Raw genomic sequence first — 18669 nt, forward strand, 5'->3', positions numbered from 1 at the left:
CTTTAATGGTTTAATAATTTACTTTTTGTTACCACTTTTTGCAAGATGTACAATCGTTAGATAGCCTATTGGTCGGGTTTTCATTGATTTTTCGTGACCCATTTTTGTAATTTTTTGAATGGGACACGAAATAGGACATATAAATCGTGACCTATTTTGATTTTTTTTGATAAAAGCGTAAAACAAAAAACGCTGTAAACATCGATGTTTACAGCGTTTTAGCTTATTTTGGTTTCCCAACTGGCGGAGAGTGAGGGATTCGAACCCCCGGACCTCCCCTACAGACCTGCTAAACCACCTATATAAAGGTATTTTAATGAATAAGCCATTGAATGTACTTTATCTATAAAGTCTAATATGAAATGCTTTACTATTATCATCTTCTTCGAGTCCACAATCTAGAAAAATAGTCTCCCATTCTTCATGCTTATTATAGAAATTCAATTCACAATATTCTTGGCAACAAATGTGTAAATCAAATATACTTGTCATCGTAATTACCGCTAAAGGAAATAGAATATCTTCACTTATTTCCCAAGCTAAATCAATCCAATTAACATCTTTATTGGATTCATCAACAAACTTTTGGAACATTTTTCGTATCTCATCCTTTCTAGTCTCAATATTCTCATTTGATCCTATGAATACTCCTGTTTGCTTAAAATTATAATTAAGACAAATCTCAAATTCATCAGACATCTTAGAAAGGAATTTATGCTTACCAATATTTTCATCATATATTTCACTCCACATATCTGCATCAGTCAGCTCTACTATATCTAAATATCTTTTGTTTTTAATAATTTCCTTCAGCAAAACTGATCTTCCAAGATAGGTGTCCATTTCATAGATTTCATCTTTAGTATGAAAATGTAGTGCATAATCTATAATTTTAACTTTATAATCTTTCTGTTCTAGCCCTGTAAATTTTTCAAATGCTTGTAAATACTCATCATAACTATCTAATCCGAATTTACGTCCATACATATCAAAGATATTCCTTGAAATACTGTCAATTCCTGAATCTTTTAATAGGTCCAAAGACTCTTCTTTTAAAGCTTCTAAAATTCCCTCTCTTCCTAACTTTATCAAGTCATAATACCTTTTGAAAAGATATGCTTCAAAGTTTTTTAAGGTAAAAAAATGAATATCCGAATCACTTATTTTTTGGTCCTTACAATTCCATATACTGGGATCAACACGATATTGCATGTTAAAGCTTACTTTCATTTCTTCATCAACAAGTTGACAATATAGATTTTCATTATTGTCCAAATTTAAATAATACTTAATAGTCATAGTCGAAATTTAATAATGTTAAACAAATATTTATATTGTGTTAAAGAATATTTTTATGAAGATTCATACATATATTCTTTAATTTGTAGTGAATTTATCTTATTTGACTTTCAATTCTTAATCGAAAGGAATTTATATCCTTGTTTTTCCTTTGGTTTCCTATTTAGTTAGGTTATATTATTTTAAAGCATTTTGTTTCAGCAAATTTTATATTCCAAATTCATTATATATGAAATTTTATTCACACTTTAAAAACCAATTAAACAACTATTAATCAAGCAAATAGATAAATATACCATATATTTAATGGAAATATTAAAAATGGAAATATCACTACTAACAAAAGAAGATTTACTGGAATTTAAAATCGAACTATTGCTTGATATAGAAAGAATATTAGATGAAAAAATACAACATCTGGAATATACACCTAAGAGTATGGACCCAGAATGGGTAAGAAGTAAGTCTATACGGGATTTTATGAATATTTCTCCGGGTACACTTCAAAATCTTAGAGTAACAGGAAAGATCAAATTTAAAAAAGTCTTAGGTTCATATTACTACAATATCGATGATTTAAAAAAACTATTTGAAAATGAAAAAGGATAATACAATTAATTGGCTCTATTTTTTAATTCAAATTACAGCAGATCAAAGACTCAATGTTTGGCATATTTCATTACTATTAGCAATAGTAAAAATTGCTTATATCCAAAATGATAATGAAACTATATTCGTTAGTAGAAGCAAATTAATGTATCAATCACATATAAAATCAATTCCTACATACCATAAATATTTTAAGGATCTTCAAAATTTTGGATATATAAAATATACACCATCATACCATCCAGGTTATCAAAGTACTATTGATTTCTTGAACTTCAAAATTATCTATTAAATACATTTAAAATTCGATCAATATCAGCAAGAAATTGGTTCGAAGATAATACTGTCAAGTTCACACAAAAAGCCAAATGGCGCCACTTTAAGACAAGTGGCGCCATTTTTAAATATACTATTATATACTATTCTGTAAATTTTCTATTTTGAATTATCCAATATTTATTTCCTAAATCAAGAACAAAAAAGAAATGTAAGACTGTTCTTTATTTCAGTAATTCAGACGGTATTCCCAATATTTCTTTCATTATCAGAAATTACAATAATAATCAATTTCCTAATATAGATTATTCTTAACAATCTTGATTGTAATGATAACTTTCAGTATATTTATATTTACATCAGGTAAAATAACAACTAATGTACGACACTTTAATTGAATACATCAATTCACGGGTCTCAAGACCTTTAGCAGCTAATGAAATTAACATTATAAAAAATAATTTTGTTCCTTATAAACTCAAAAGACGGGAATTTTTTTTGCATGAAGGAGATGTAAGTACTTATATGGGATTTCTTGCTAAGGGTTCCATGAAAAAATACAGTACAGATACTAAAGGTACCGAACATATCATAAGTCTTTATATTGAAGGCTGGTGGGTAGGTGATCGTGAAAGTTTTTCAAAACTATCACCCTCTTCCTTCAATATTGAGGCATGTGAAGATACCGATTTATTGGTCTTAACAAAACAAGCCGGAGAAGAAGTATTCACACTTCCTATCATGAATGAACTTACCCGTCATTTGGACCAAAACTATTCTTTCGCCACTCAGAAAAGAATCAATGCTGCTATAAGTATGACAGCAGAAGAACGATATAATATACTCATTGATAGCTACCCTGAATTTTCGCAGCGATTTCCACAGCACCTGATTGCATCATATTTAGGCATTACGCAGGAAACGCTGAGCAGAATTCGATCCCGGGCGGTCAAAAAATAATCAGGCTTTATTGACAATAGGGATTACCTTCGTCCCGATTAATTCAATGGCCCTAAGTATATCATCTTTAATCAGTCCGGGATTATCCATCTGAAATGTAAATCTTGATATACCGCCTAGCGCCTCACTATGTCGTAAAATCTTTTCTGCAACTTCTTCTGGATCGCCAATAACATAAGCTCCGGTAGGAGCAGCCCATCCTCTCTCCTTTCCAATTTAATTTAAATTGGAGGTATTTTTTTATTCTTGATTTCAAACAAGCCAGATGTTTTGGAAGCTATATATCAAATGTTCATCACGACTTCGAAAAATTCCAGTTTCGAATGCCAATGGATCATCACTTAGAACTCATTTCGTTACTGTAGGAAAAACCAGAAAGGTGAAAAAAAAGCAGCATAGTGCATAAATATGATCGAATCACAATCAATTTTTTTGATAGAATCCCTACTGATTATACAGCCTAAGAATCTCTACCAATTCGGGTATGGATCGTATTTTCAGCTTTTCAAACAATCTGTTTTTATAAGTACTGATCGTAGATGAATGGAGATTCAATTGATTAGAAATTTCTTTAAGAGGAAGACCTTCCGCAATTTTATTAGCAATTTGCAATTCGCGGTCTGATAGTGCTTCAAAGGGAGAATTTCCGGCAGCACCAGTTAGTGATTCTAAAAAAATAGCTTCTTTTATACTATCACTAACATATCGACCCTTACTGAACATCGCAGTTAGAGCAGTTTCAATTACTTCAGCAGAGCTTTGTTTGCTTAGATAGCCACCAGCACCCATTTTTAGGTAGCGTATCCCATACAGTTCTTCATCCTGTGAAGAAAATATTAGAATTTTTAGTTCAGGTCGGTGAATTTTTATATAATCTATTGCGTCCTGAACAGCACCATTAGGCATATTAACGTCCATAATGGCCAGATCCAATTCTTCTTTCAGAATGAGTTTGTACAACGATTTATAATCCTCTACTTCAAAAATTATGGCATTCGGCATGAGTCGTTTGATTGTTTGTATCAAACCCATCCGGACGATACCATGATCATCTGCTACAGCAATACGAACGTTTACTTTTGAACCCATCATTCTATAAATTTACGTAAAAATAGGGAAACCGTAGTGCCTTTATTTTCAGCGGAAATGATTTGGATGTCTCCATGCAGCAAGGATATAAAATTTTTTACAATTTTCAAACTTAACCCAACTCCTTTCTCACCGGCAGTTCCCAGGAATATAGGAATGTTATAAGTGTAAATCTCAGATAAATATTTTTCATTCATTCCCGTTCCGAAATCAATCACCGAAAGTACCACGTTATCATCTTTCGTGATGGCTTGTAAATATATATCTTGTCCAGGCAGAGAGTATTTTACTGCATTGTTAAATATTTTGTCTAAAACATATTCGAGTAACACTCGATCGCCCGCAAGAAATGCATTGTGCTCTCCTTTAAAATAAAAATTAATATTTTTTTCTTTTAATTTAGCTGCATATCTTTCTTCTAAATAGTGAAAAAGATCCGTCACCATAATTTTAACGGGTTTAATCTTAAATTCCCCGTACTGTGTTTTTAGCCAGGTAACACTGTCCTGAACAGTTTGCAGATTCTTTTGGGCATCCCTTTTTATCTGGGGCAACAATTTAAAAAAATCTTCCTCACTTATGTTCTTTTGCTCTAGCTCTTCTATAAGCAAGAAAAATGTTCCAAACATTTCTTTTGAGTCATGAGATAATATCGAGATCAGCCCGTTTTTGAAATTGATTTCGTTTTCCAGTCTTTCGATTTTTGATTGCAGTTCGTTGACAAAATTACCCATAAATGTAGTATTAATGCTTAAAAAACCAACTACTATTTTTTAAAGTATGGTTATTAAGGTTAATAAAATCCCTGATATTCATGTTCGGAGACATTTTTTTCTCATAAAGATGATTTAATGCCATCAATGCAATAATAGGTAATTCGATTGTCTTTTCCAAAACTATTTTTTGATTTGATCCCAAGAGACGAACGGCTCTGATTATCCTATAGAAAGTGATGACATCTGAGCATACTTCTGAGAAAAAACTAAGTACTGGAACAAAAAGATAGGCATATTCTTAGCCGTACTTACAATACGACGGTATGTTAGTTAACTGGTAGCAATACAAACTGATAAATTAAAAACACGGAAATATTTTTTCCTGATCAATTAGGTCTATGTATAATTCTACTCCTATGATTGATTTTAGATTATATTATCTATACTAAAACTTTAAAAGTATTGTTAAATTTCGGTAAAGCTATAATAAACATTAATAGAGTAAGTGGTATTTTCCTTTCCAACCAAACTTTGGGCTCCCGCAGCTGGTATGGTGTATCGTACGTTCAATTCCAGATCCAAAATCGGTGTTCCGTTTAAGAGTATTTTTTGAGGAGTTTTGGATAAAAGAATTTTTAGTGTGATGTATTAAGATTTTGAATTTTCTCCATATTGGTATCAATACATATAAAATCAAAGGCCTCCTATAGGAAACCTTTGAAACACCAAATCACAAAATATTAATATGAAAAATATTTACTTTTCAGTCAGGAAATAAATTTTGCTAACATCCTAATTCCCGATGTGGAAGCTGCAGATCTTTTTAGGCCAACAGCTTACTAACAAATAAATTAACCTTTGATACTATTTAATCCCAGCAGATATGCTTTATATACTATTATCTATTTACTTTAATAAATTCTGAACGTGATAATGATAATGAGCTGAGAAAAGTTATACTTGTACGGCTTCCATTTTCATCTACTTTCAAAATAATTGATTTACAGCAGGGTGATGCTTTAAAATAGTTCTTATAACGTGTTCCACATTTGAAGCACTCTGTTACTATACTTTCATTTTTTTCCATAATATATCTGGTTTAAAAAATAAATAATTTTATTAAAACTCAGTAATTATAAAGCTGTTGCTGTATAAGTTACTGCTTGGGTATGTGTCTTCTGAGCCTGAACATTGCTAGTTCCTAGTATGGTGGCTCCGAAAGTTAAGACTGCGATTACGATTTGTTTTTTCATGATAATATTATTTTTAATTTTTATTCTTGTGTAATTGTCCTCTTTTGATATTACAAATCTACAGCGGTAAAAAAAGTTTCTTTGTAGTGGAACATGGAAGTTCATGTAGTAAAATAACTACACGGCTTATTCATATGATTTAAATAGAAAAGCCCTCAACACCAGAAAGTGTTGAGGGCTCATATAAAACTTTTTGTTTTACTTAGAGTACTGTTGCTGTATATGTTACTGTTTTAACTAGTTTATACATTAATACCTTTCATTATAAAAACGATTATTAATTTCTAAAATTCTTTCCAAATCTTGCACCCCAATGTTTCAATATTTCTTCGGTCATGGGTACAAGACTGAAACAGCCAATTAAAAACTTACTATTCCATCCAATATTGGATGCTAACAGTTTTGAAAATTAAATTGTATTAAACAAAAGCTACGAGAATTTGTTTGATAAAATTGAGGGATATAATTCATTTTTGATTTGACTTAATCGAACCAGGTCATCTATAAAAGTGTTTGAAGATACGCTCGTCTTGATTACCAAAAAACCAATAGCACTACTTCCTTTCCGAATGTATACTCACAATGGGACAAATCAGAATATTGAAAGTTAAATATCCTATTATACGGTCTCATGTTAAAAAAATACAATAAAACATCAAATATTTTAATCTGATAAGAATTAAATTTGTATTTCTATTAAAAACAATGGACAAGTTTAACTTTCTGCATCTCGTTTCCACTATTGGGATTTTCATGGTACTTTTGCTTGCCCTGTTTTTGATTACCGTAAAATCTAAGCACAGACTTTCAAACTGGCTTCTTGCTTTCTTTCTTTTTACCAATGCTGTAGATGCGGTCAAATTTTTGACGCGAGATTTTCCAATAAATCATATCAACCTCGAGGCGTTTCGTTGGAGCATTGTCTATCTGGCTCCGGCATCATTTTATCTTTATGTGTTGTCCGTTTGTTATACAAACTTCCGATTAAAACCAAAACATTTAGTACACCTAATTCCTTTTGTTGCTTATAATTTGTACTTGATGTGGGGAATTTATTCAGTAGACAGAGTCTCAAAAATACACTTTATAAATGGTATCTCTGAGATGCCTATAACGCAGTTTTTTTACTTTCTGTTCGAATTTCTATTTCAGGTGTATTTTATTGCTTCATTTCTTGTGATTAGAAAATCCAAAACGGTCTATCTTGAGAATTATACCAACCCAAATATTTCTGCACTTCACGCACTTTACAGAATAACAATTCTATATTATGTCATACATTTTATAGTCCTTATAAGATGGCTGGTTACTTTTATATTGGGTCCGGGCGAAATTCGAGCCTGGATCGTAACGCTTGATGGTTTTGCATTTTTATTTTGTACCTGTTGGTATCTGTTTGTTGCGTTAAACAATCCTGAGTTTTTCCGAGGAGTAAATTCAGACCTAAAACCAATTACAGAAGCTGTTCCGAAACGAAAAACCAGCACCGTAATCGTTGATGAAAAAAATAAGGAAATTGAACTTTTAAAAAGCTTCATGGTGGAAAAAGAACCTTATTTGGATTCTTCATTAACGATTCAGGATCTGTCGGAGCAGGTAAAAATGCCTGTCAAAGATTTGTCTACTCTGATCAACTTGTATATGGATAAACATTTCTTTGATTTTGTTAATGAATATAGAATTGAAAAAGCAATGCAAATCCTTAAAGATCCCTCTCAAAAAGAACTGACGGTTTTGGAAATTTTGTATCAAGTTGGCTTTAATTCCAAATCTTCATTTAATACTTCTTTTAAAAAATACACAGGAAAAACACCAACTGATTTTAGAAAACAAGCTTTGTAAAATAAATTATTTTCAAAAAAATGAGTTCGATTTTTTTTAATCGGTCGCGTATTAATGCATTCTGATGCATTTTTGCAGCAAATAATTAAAAATAAAATAGAATTGCCGTCAGATCAAATCAAGAAAATGATGAGATTCAATTTAATTAAAGAACGTCGTAAAATCAAACTCAAAAACTACTAATGAAAAATATATTTGTAATCTTTTTTTGCCTTTTTTCAATACATGTCTTTTCTCAAAAAAAGACAAAAAATATCCAATTTGCTAAGCCAACAAAAACAGATCTAAAAGTTGATAAAACCAATAAAAAATTAATTAATCAAATTGATTCTGTTATGGCAAAATCCTACGAAAGGGGATTATTTAACGGGAACGTGCTTATCGCTAAAAATAATAAAATCATCTATCAAAAATCATTTGGATTTACTGACGAAACGAGACAAACGCCTTTAAACAACAAATCAATATTTAATATAGGTTCTATAGCAAAGGAATTTAATGCGGTTGCCATTATGATTTTGGTGGAACGTAGACTACTTGATCTTGATGATCCTATTTCAAAATTTAATTTAGGATTACCAAAATGGTCTGAAAAAGTTACTGTAAGGCATCTTATTAATTATGCGAGCGGCATTCCTCGAATCGACCCAATTGCACCTAAGAATGATGAAGAGGCTTGGAATATTTTGAGAAATAATGATAGTTTACTCTTTGAGCCGGGGACTGGTTACAAGTATGACAATAGCAATGTCTTTTTACAAAGAAGAATCATTGAAAAGGTTACCGGAATGTCATTTGAGAAATTTGTTTCTAAAAATATAATTGAGCCTTTGAAAATGACCAATTCGGTCTTTGATCCCAAATCGGGATATAAAAACCGAACGTCTTGTTATGATTTTGACAATGTTAAATGCCCTGAAATGCAATTTATTAGTGGATGGCTTTGGGTGGATATTAATGATCTTTATAAATGGATTGAAGCAATGAATTCTAACCGATTAATATCCCAAGAATCCTTTCAGACTTTACTGAATAATCCATATGCAAAAGACGAAGGTGGATCGCTTGGCAGATACTTTGAAAAAGAAGAGCTACAAAGGCACAATGGTGTATCGTATAAATTTGAATCCATTTTTTTAAACGATTTTAAAAACAATATCACAATAATTCTAGTGTCCAATAATCTGAATAGAGTTTGGGATTTAGGACATATTATTTATAATCTGATGTTAGGAAAGGAGTACGAAATTCCTAAAAAATCTATTTATCAAACGATAAGAAAGGAATCACTCAACGATGTAAATAAAGCGATGGAAACCTACTTTTTACTCAAGAAAAATGCTAAAAATGAATATAGCTTTGAAAATCCGGGAGAACTTAATAAGTTAGGATATGAATTATTAAGAGTTGGAAAAATTAATGAATCTATAACCATATTTAAATTGGCTATCAACGAGTTTCCTAAAGATGCTAATCTATTCGATAGTTTGGGAGAGGCTTATTTTACCAATAAGCAATATGATTTGGCCTTAGAAAGTTATAAGAAAGCAATCAGTCTTGGCGGAACCAACGGTAATGCTGAAAGAATGATAGAAAAAATCGAGAACGCAAAAGATAAATAATTAGTTTACTGTTTAATCTAAAGGACCTAAATACTAAAAATTATATTGAAAAAATTTAGTCTACAAGAAATTGCTTTATAAAAATAAGCTTTGCAATTCTTATTTAATTTGATTTAAAAGTAACAAGAAGAAACATTTATAATTGCTGATTCTTTTATCCTGAGGACAAAAATTTTCATTTAATCAGATAATAGATAAGTAATTTGTAAGCATTTCTTCTTGTACTTTTTGGGACTATGACTATGTTATTTTTGTTTATAATTTTATTTTTTTAAGATTAAATTTCATTAATGGTCTGTTGATGCAATCACTAATTTTTTATTACCATTCTTCCTGGAGAAAAATAACAATAGCGGTAATGCCAAACCAAATGCCGCCCCGATAAAAAGATAAGCATCGATATAACTTAAAATGAAAACTTGTTTCTGAACAATCGCATCCATTAGTCCGATGGCTCTATGGTGCGCATCACCTAGGCTAAAACCTTTACTTTGAAAAAGGGATGTATACTTATTCAGTCTTTCTACCACTGAATTGTTGGTGTATGTAATGTTTGAAACCAGATCTGACCTGTGTTGAGCCATTCTTCTGACAATAAAAGTATTGATAATAGAAATGCCAAAAGATCCTCCCAGCTGTCTCATCATATTATTTATTGCCGTTCCCTGCGGTATATCTTCGGGTCTTAATGAAGAAATAGCAAGCGTAGAAAGAGGAACAGTCAGTAATGCCATTCCCAGTGCCCTGAAAATTAAATTAACCGAAATTGTAGCGAATGAAACCTCTAAAGTTACCTTGGACATTGACCAATTGAAGTAGATGAAGCAACAAAAGCCAATGAGTACAATTATTGCAGGTGGCACACCTTTCTGTAGCACACGCCCTGTAATAATTAAGGCAAATACGGCAATAATAGATCCGGGAAGGAGCATTAAACCAGCCATTGATGGTGTAAACTGTAAGAGCCTCTGAGCAAATACAGGAGTAAGATAAATAGAAGTAAACATCCCCATACCGGTAATAAAGGTGAGCAATGCGGAAATACTTAATGAAGGGGATTTTAAAATTGATAACTTAACGACAGGATATGCAGTTGTAAGTTCCCTGTAAACAAAAAGAAGAAGTGAAATAAATGCAGTAACCGCAAGTATCGTAATATAGCGGGTTTCAAACCAATCTTCTGTTTCTCCACGTTCCAGAATGGTTTGTAAAGAACCGACTCCTATGATCAGTAATATGATTCCCATCCAATCTATTTCTTTTATCTTTTTTCTTGTTGGAGATTCAGGAAGTATCCGATAACAGATAACAGCAGTGATAATACCAATAGGAATATTAATATAAAAAATCCATTCCCAGGAATAGTTATCAATTATGTTTCCGCCAAGTGTTGGTCCAATCGTTGGTCCGATAAAAACACCGATACCAAATAGGGCGCTCGCTATATTTTGTTTTTCTTTCGGAAAGCATTCGTAAACAACCGTTGCAGAGACAGAGAGCAATGCACCTCCACCGATACCCTGAAAAAAGCGAAAAGCTACCAGTTCCCATATTCCGGAAGCATTCCCACACATAAAAGAACAAAATGTAAACAGCACAAGAGAACCAATATAGTAATTTCTGCGTCCCAGGTTATTTACAAGAAAACCTGTCATCGGGATAATGATAACATTTGCAATGCCGTAAGAAGTCACAACCCACGAAGTATCTTCCAAGGTTGCTCCCAGACTTCCGCTCATATGATTGATAGCCACGTTGACAATGGATGTATCAATCAATTCCATAATAGCTGCCGATATTACGGTAATAATCAAGAGTATTCGATTCATTTTTTATATTTTTCCCTTTTTAAGATTAAATATACCGATCAGTATATTTAATCTTAAAAAAAAATCCTTAAAATAGTTATGACTTTTTATTATTGTATGTAGTTGTGAAGAAGCTTTTTTGCGAACTACTCAAGAGCAACATCCACCACATTTACAACTACCAGAACCGGCTCAGGCTGATGACTTGTATTATCATAGTTACGAATAAATACCTGTCTTTTGCTCGGAAATTTTATTCCCTGTACCTCTATATAATCATACAGATAGTGAGCACTTGCCACATTTTCAGAAATTTCCACATTATAATCATGCCTGCGCATTAGACCATTTTTGTCGATATAAAATGTCTGAATACGGCTGTGGCTTTCGACTGTTTCAGGAAAAATAACCCTCAGTCTACGGAATGTTTCGCCATCTTCTTCCCAGGGATCAATTTCTGTTACCTCAAAAGCAGGATTTGCAAAGCAAAACGGTGCGTTGAAGTAAATCCATATGGCATAGCTTGCAAAATAAAATGCCTGTAAGCGCGTCCAAGGTGTTTCCCTCTTGTGATTAATAAATGACTGTCTGGGATTTGAAAGTTCCTCAATTATTTCATTATTCAGTGTTAAAGCAGCGACATGGTCTGGTTCAAACGATGTTTTCCAATCTGCATAAACCGGCTGAAAAGATACTGATTGCTTTTTGGTACTTACAGAAACATACGTATCATTTATGATTCCCGGTTGTTGTTTCCTAATCCAGGTTAGCCCATCAACTTTTAGATGTGCCGATATGTTATTAAACTTGTCCCAGTTTTCAAGACCGCCATGTGCCTCGATCGTTAATTTTAAGAGATCATTCATAAATTATTTTTATAGTTATTCTTAGTTATACTGTTGATGATATATATATATAAAACAGGCTATAATTAGTATAAAATAGCGGTCATCTTCAGCATAAAGTTTATTTGTTGTGGCCCTCAATAATTTATCTATGTATTATTGAAGGTTTCGGTGACTATAAGCAACGCGTTAAACTCTTTAACTACTATCTATATATCTTTTTTTCATTTTTCAGCAATTCTAAAATATACCAATCGGTATATTAATATTTAAAAAAATAACCCTTGTAATTCTTGTTTAACAATAAGTTAATTCTTGATGCATTTATTTGTAAATATTCGGATCATTCAATTTTAAAAAGTGATACATCCCTCTCTAAAATACAGTGAATAAGAGCAATATATTTCAACAACTATATCTTTTTAAACTCATTGTTTCTCCTGATTTCTAAAAATAAAACTTTAATTGCATGCAAATATAAATAAAATAAAATACCGATTGGTATATTTTTATTACATTTGTATGTAGTAAGGTTCACTCCAAAATAAACTGGATAGAAAATTATAAATATCAATATACTCATCGGTATATTACAAAATATAAAAATTATGAAAGATGTATTTATCGTATCCGCTAAACGAACTCCTATAGGCAGCTTATTAGGTCATTTATCAGGATATACCGCTACGCAATTAGGAAGTATCGCCATCGAAAATGCGCTGAAAAGTATTGCATTAAGCCCTGAATGGATTGATAGTATTTATATGGGAAATGTGTTGAGCGCAGGAGTTGGACAGTCACCAGCCAGACAAGCTGCAATTTTTTCAAAAATCCCTTATGAAAAAGACGCTACCACCATAAATAAAGTGTGTGCATCAGGAATGAAGGCAACAATGCTGGGAGCACAACAAATCCAAACCGGACTGGAGAACATTGTAGTGACAGGCGGTATGGAAAGCATGAGTAATGTGCCCCATTATGCCTTTTTGCGGAAAGGTACAAAGTTAGGGAATGTCAGTCTTATCGATGGTATGACCAAAGATGGATTATGGGACGTGTATAATGATTTTCATATGGGAAGTGCAGCTGAATTAGGAATTAAAAAGTATGGACATACCAGACAAGAAATTGATGCGTATGCATTACGCTCTTATGAAAATGCACAAAAAGCCACAGAACAGGGTAAGCTCAAGAATGAGCTTGCTATAGTAACTATTCAGGAAAAGAAAGAAACTGTTATCATAGACAAAGATGAAGATATCTATAAACTGATTCTGGAGAAAGTAGCTCAGCTAAAACCTGTTTTTGAAGAAGACGGACTACTTACTGCCGCTAATTCGAGCAATTTGAATGATGGTGCGGCAGCTTTATTACTTGCTTCTGAAGATGCCGTATTGAAATATAATTTACAACCATTAGCTAAAATTCTATCATATGCCGATGCAGCCCAAGCTCCAGAGTGGTTTACGACCACACCGTCCATTGCTATTCCCAAAGCTTTGAAACAAGCAAACTTAAATATTGCGGATATCAGTTATTTTGAAATCAACGAAGCTTATGCTTCTGTTATTCTTTCCAATCAAAAAATTTTAGGATTAGATCTAGAAAAAATTAATGTTTACGGAGGGGCCGTTGCTTTAGGCCATCCAATAGGAGCTTCCGGCGCAAGGATTATTGTGACACTTCTGAATGTACTACAGCAAGAAAAAGGGAAATATGGAGTAGCTGCCATATGCAATGGTGGTGGTGGTGCCTCTGCTATTGTTATCGAAAACTTGGTTAGATAAATAGCAAAATCTTCACCCAAAATATTAAAAATAAAGATAAACTGTAATTACACGATAATGTAAAAACAAAAAACTCCGGAACATCCGGAGACAAAAAGCACAAATGATGAAAAAATTATTTAAGGTTCTAAATAAAGCTTTTCTTCAATTAAAAATATTAAGATAATCATTCCCTAATACGATAACTTACAGCTGATTGACAACCAGATTATAAAAACTGTATTTTATTTTGAGGAAATCCGGAATAACTAAAAAAACTTGAATTGAGTCTATTACCGTTAAATAAGCCAATTCTTGTTCTTTAATTTCAAAACAGCATGTTGAATTTGAGGAAAGCAGAGTAGAATAATGATTACGGAAATCACTCCCATTAACATCAAATCATAATAATCTCGTGTAGCGCGAGCCAATATCTGATGCCCAATCAGCTGATTAAAATAGCCAGTTGATCCCGCTTTAGAGGTATATACATCATTACCTGCACTCATATATTGCTTTTGGATATCCAATAAAGTAACTGGTAATTGGGGATTAATATCCGTGAGGTTTTCTCTTACCTTTTCCCGAACTGCCGACTTTGCAAATAATTGAAGTTCATTATTAAATGCCAGACTAACCGTAAATCCAGTAAACCTTGCGAATATTCCAATAAGTGATGCACTTATTAAAATTTTAGGAGGTACGGATGAAGCCATAAATAAAACAATCGGAACAAATAATATTCCTGTTGCCATACCATAGATAAACAAAGGTAGGATGAAATCAGTTGTTTCTCCCTGCACAGAAACAAATAGCAACATATAGACGTAATACACTGCCATAGTGATAAAACCAAAGATGATAATTCTTATCAGGTTAAAGCCCATCAAGATAAAGCGGGAGGTAATAAACATGCTCAAAATTGTTCCTGTAATTACGGCTATCCATATGGGAATAGTACTTAAAGGATCATTCCCTAAAATCACTTCAAGATAGCCATAAGCAAGACCTGTACTTCCTTTAAATATGTAAAATATAAAAAGAAGTAAGAGACCAGTGACAAAATTCTTTATCTTAAAAACCCTCAAATTGATTAATGGCCTTTTAAGCTTTAATTCTCTCATAATAAAAATAGAAAGGATGACTAGATTGCTTATGCTAAGGATAAATATCAATAAACTATCTAGCCATCCCAACTGTCTTCCATACACAAGGATGTATCCTAATATTAAGATAAACAATACATACAACAGATAACCTATCCAGTCCACCTGGTAGAGTGGAATTTTTTTTGTAAATCGTGCCTTACCGTTCATGGTAAGCAACACAATACATGTCAGAATAATGAGTATGATATTGAATCCATAGAATAGCCAGTTAAAATCAAAAAAATGAATTACTATGCTCGTATAGATGGAATAGAATGGCACTGCGATCTGTATACTCCCGTAAAGAAGAGTATAAGCAATTACACGGGCTCGTACGGACTCTAATCTTGGGAAAATAAGTTGTAATACTATACCAGACATCAGTGCACAGGTAATCCCCTGCAAAAACTGGAAGATAATAAATAATGTCCAGTCTTTGAAATGAAAACATATCGTTGAACCCAGGACATTGATGGCAAGTGCTGTTAATAAATATTTTCTGGGCTCAACATACTTTACAATACGAAAATCAAGGGCCAGGAAAGCTACAGTTGAACCATAAATAATGACCATGCCATATTGTACATCTGTAGGCTGTATACCGTAAAAGCCCATTGCCGCAACCGGACTGTCGTAGAAGGCAAAGCTAAACAGGCAGGTCATCAGAATGGCAAATATTACAGATCTTGCCATCCATTCGGAAACCCATGATTTAAAAATAGGTATTTTATATGCTTGCATCGTTTACTTTTTTAAAACATAAACATTTGCATTCATTCCTGCAGAAAGTTTCGCTAATTTGCCTGGCTTATCTGTCAGTTTGATCCGAACAGGAATACGCTGGATGATTTTAACAAAATTTCCTGTAGCATTATCAGGAGGAAGTAAAGAATAACGGGAACCTGTGGTAGGCGAAAGCGATTCAATAACACCATTGAATTTTTCATTTGGAAAAGCATCTACTTCAACAGATACCGCTTGCCCAATTTTGAAGTTAGCAATCTGTGTTTCTTTAAAATTTGCCGTTACCCATTTTTCTTCGGCTCTGTTCAGCATAAATGCCAGAGTTTGCCCTGTCTGAACCAGCTGTCCCTCCTGAATGGTCTTTTTTCCAATCTGACCATCAAAAGGAGCAGTGACAATGGTATATTGAATGTCCAACTCCTGTCTTTGAAGAAGATTTTCTTTGAGCTTTATTTCTGCCTGTATTGCGTTTCGCTGCGCCCTGAAATCATTTAGTTTTGATTCGGCTACATGTAAAGAAGCTTTTGCCTGGCTATAATCTGATTGTGAGATCGATAAAGAAGTACTGACATTATCGAATTTTTGTTGCGTGGTAGATTCATCAGCGAATAGGTTTTTATACCGTTCAAATTCTTTTTGTTGTTGATTCAATCGTGCTTGAGCTCCTGCTAACTGCGCCTTTATCACCTCGATATTTTTAATTTGTGTTTCCTCATTTGCAGCCAGGATAGGTAACTTGGCATGTGCTCCCATTAGTTCTGCTGATGCTGCATCTTTTTTTAGTTCATATTCGTCCAATTCAATTACCACAAGTGTATCTCCTTTTTTAACCTGTTGATTGTCTTTGTAATATATTTTATCAATATAACCACCTACTTTTACATTAATTGGAGACAGATAGGCATCAACCTGAGCATCATTCGTCTGTTCATAACGATAGCTTTTAAAAAAATAGGTTGTTGCCCAAATAATGATTCCCGCCAATAAGGCGATCCCAAACCATTGGGTAAGGATTATGATAATTTTATCTGTTTTATTCTTGTTCATGATGTTGTGTTAAAGAATTCCTACGATTGCCAATAATCTGATCTTTGTGAGTTGTACGTTTGTTTGTGCCGTTATTAAATTGAATTTTGCTTCCAATAATGTATTTTCAGCTTCAAGCAGATCTGTAAGAAGAGATTCCTGATTCAGATAACTGCTTCTGATAACCCGGACTGTTTCGGTATTTTTTGCTATAATTTTTTCAGCTGTTTCAACGCTTTCCAAAGCTTGCTGTTGCTGTAAATAGGCTTCTTTTACCTGGAGAGAAATTTCATCCTTCTTCATTACAGCTTTTTCTTTTGCCTGATTGCTGACAACCTCAGCATGAGCTATTGAATGTTTACTCTTGTAGAGATTGTCGATAGAAAACTGTGCTTTAATTCCTGTTTGACCAAATCCCCACAGATCATTCGAATACGGATAAAATGAAATCTGCGGATAAGTATAATTGTAATTGGAGTATAACGAGATTTTAGGCAATCTTGTAGCTTTAATCTGTTTGATGTTTAATTCGCTCCATTTGATATCGCTATTGACTATTTTGTAATCTGGAGATTGATTTAATGCAATATCTATATAATCATTGTAATCAGTAGCTGTGATGGTATCAAGCTCAACTCTATCTTCATAATTGATCGTTAATTCATTTCCAGTTTCATGCCCCATTAAGATGTTGAGCCTTTGTTTGGCAATTTCTATCTTTTTCTCAATATCGGACAGGCTGAGTTTCAATTGTGATAATTTTACAGATGTTCTCAGTACATCACTCTTTAGCACAATACCGTTTTTATGCAAGCTTTCTATCAATGCCAGCTGTTTCTTTTCCGTTTCCATTTCTACATCAAGAAAATCATGGAAATGCAGAAACTTATACAAATCAAAATATGCAGCCGCCACATTGTATTTTACACTATGTCTTTGTAGATCAACTTCATATTGTTTTCTTAACTCCTCTTCTCTTTTCATAACAATGTTTCTTCGGTCTTTACCTCCATTGAAAAGGTTGAGATTTAAGCTGTACCCCAGTCCATACCCATAACCTTTTACAGGTACATCCTGAGGTGATGCGAATAAACCATTGTCATAAATCAAAAATTTGGAATTGAGCTTTACATCGGCTCCTATTGAGAATTCCGGCAACAAATGATCTTTGGCTTCAAGTATTTCTAATTTGCTTTGCTGCAGATTTAAATCAGCCAATCTTAGTTGACGATTATTATCTTCGGCAACCTTCCATATTTCTTCCAAACTTAATGTTTGAGTATTTTCCGCCTGCTGAGCATGTAGAGAATGTCCAAATAAGAACAATAGGATGCTCAAAAATGAGGCTATTTTATGTTGCTTCATCAATTTTCTCGCTATAAATTCTTATATATTTTTCTCTGCAATCCATTTTTTAGCAGCTTTTTCAATTCATCAAAAGCAAAAGTTAAATCGATCATAGGCATAAAAGGAGAATAATAAGAACAAGCAAACCAATAGATATTGGACTGCAATTTATTATCAGAGTTTTTATCTCTAATTTCAAGCTCTTTAGGAAGAGATATTTTTCTATATTTCATAAGATTACTATTATTTACACAGCAAAATTATCTACTCCACCCTGTCTCTTTTTTATATAATTAGCCTAATATTTGTTATATTTGGC

14 protein-coding genes are annotated in these 18669 nt (G+C 32.9%); 5 read left to right on the forward strand and 9 right to left on the reverse strand.

What is annotated here, in order from left to right:
• Positions 1-339: 339 nt before the first annotated feature.
• Entirely contained in the window at positions 340-1299 is a 960-nt protein-coding gene (locus tag CLV73_RS06640) for a hypothetical protein (RefSeq protein WP_100376059.1), read from the reverse strand.
• Positions 1300-1620: 321 nt separating this feature from the next.
• Between CLV73_RS06640 and CLV73_RS06645 the strand changes: the two genes are divergently transcribed.
• Complete coding sequence (locus tag CLV73_RS06645) at positions 1621-1908, forward strand: MerR family transcriptional regulator (protein WP_100376060.1); 288 nt, start codon at positions 1621-1623, stop codon at positions 1906-1908.
• Between the two features lie 654 nt (positions 1909-2562).
• The gene (locus tag CLV73_RS06655; RefSeq protein WP_100376062.1) at positions 2563-3144 is read left to right on the forward strand and encodes a Crp/Fnr family transcriptional regulator; all 582 of its coding nucleotides are present in this window, start codon (positions 2563-2565) and stop codon (positions 3142-3144) included.
• A gap of 444 nt (positions 3145-3588) precedes the next feature.
• Here CLV73_RS06655 and CLV73_RS06665 read toward each other — a convergent pair whose 3' ends face one another.
• Positions 3589-4236 (reverse strand): response regulator transcription factor, encoded by a 648-nt coding sequence (locus CLV73_RS06665; protein WP_317044606.1) that lies wholly within the window; start codon positions 4234-4236, stop codon positions 3589-3591.
• Positions 4233-4862, reverse strand: a complete 630-nt coding sequence (locus tag CLV73_RS06670; protein ID WP_228424265.1) for a sensor histidine kinase — start codon at positions 4860-4862, stop codon at positions 4233-4235. Before CLV73_RS06670 ends, CLV73_RS06665 begins: the two co-directional genes overlap by 4 nt.
• 2045 nt (positions 4863-6907) lie before the next feature.
• On the opposite strand from CLV73_RS06670, the gene CLV73_RS06680 reads away from it, so the two are divergent.
• Both CLV73_RS06680 and CLV73_RS06685 read left to right on the forward strand, forming a co-directional pair.
• Positions 6908-8044: a helix-turn-helix domain-containing protein gene (locus tag CLV73_RS06680; RefSeq protein ID WP_100376065.1), complete on the forward strand. Its 1137-nt coding sequence runs from the start codon at positions 6908-6910 to the stop codon at positions 8042-8044.
• A gap of 182 nt (positions 8045-8226) precedes the next feature.
• Positions 8227-9666 (forward strand): serine hydrolase domain-containing protein, encoded by a 1440-nt coding sequence (locus CLV73_RS06685; protein ID WP_100376066.1) that lies wholly within the window; start codon positions 8227-8229, stop codon positions 9664-9666.
• A gap of 287 nt (positions 9667-9953) precedes the next feature.
• Here CLV73_RS06685 and CLV73_RS06690 read toward each other — a convergent pair whose 3' ends face one another.
• Complete coding sequence (locus tag CLV73_RS06690; protein ID WP_100376067.1) at positions 9954-11495, reverse strand: DHA2 family efflux MFS transporter permease subunit; 1542 nt, start codon at positions 11493-11495, stop codon at positions 9954-9956.
• 125 nt (positions 11496-11620) lie between these two features.
• Positions 11621-12340 (reverse strand): hypothetical protein, encoded by a 720-nt coding sequence (locus tag CLV73_RS06695; RefSeq protein WP_100376068.1) that lies wholly within the window; start codon positions 12338-12340, stop codon positions 11621-11623.
• Positions 12341-12927: 587 nt separating this feature from the next.
• Here CLV73_RS06695 and CLV73_RS06700 point away from each other — a divergent pair.
• Positions 12928-14106: an acetyl-CoA C-acyltransferase gene (locus tag CLV73_RS06700; protein ID WP_100376069.1), complete on the forward strand. Its 1179-nt coding sequence runs from the start codon at positions 12928-12930 to the stop codon at positions 14104-14106.
• 278 nt (positions 14107-14384) lie between these two features.
• On the opposite strand, the gene CLV73_RS06705 is transcribed toward CLV73_RS06700, so the two are convergent.
• Genes CLV73_RS06705 through CLV73_RS06720 form a run of 4 tightly spaced genes read right to left on the reverse strand, consistent with a single transcriptional unit; the run spans position 14385 to position 18583 of the window.
• A complete protein-coding gene (locus CLV73_RS06705) occupies positions 14385-15974 on the reverse strand; it encodes an MFS transporter (RefSeq protein ID WP_100376070.1) in 1590 nt (529 codons plus the stop codon).
• A gap of 3 nt (positions 15975-15977) precedes the next feature.
• Positions 15978-17024 (reverse strand): HlyD family secretion protein, encoded by a 1047-nt coding sequence (locus tag CLV73_RS06710; RefSeq protein WP_100376071.1) that lies wholly within the window; start codon positions 17022-17024, stop codon positions 15978-15980.
• 9 nt (positions 17025-17033) lie between these two features.
• The gene (locus CLV73_RS06715; RefSeq protein WP_228424267.1) at positions 17034-18341 is read right to left on the reverse strand and encodes a TolC family protein; all 1308 of its coding nucleotides are present in this window, start codon (positions 18339-18341) and stop codon (positions 17034-17036) included.
• Positions 18342-18379: 38 nt separating this feature from the next.
• A complete protein-coding gene (locus CLV73_RS06720) occupies positions 18380-18583 on the reverse strand; it encodes a hypothetical protein (protein ID WP_100376073.1) in 204 nt (67 codons plus the stop codon).
• Positions 18584-18669: the final 86 nt, after the last annotated feature.

Origin of the sequence: Chryseobacterium geocarposphaerae (genome assembly GCF_002797535.1) — a bacterium.
GTDB lineage: Bacteria > Bacteroidota > Bacteroidia > Flavobacteriales > Weeksellaceae > Chryseobacterium > Chryseobacterium geocarposphaerae.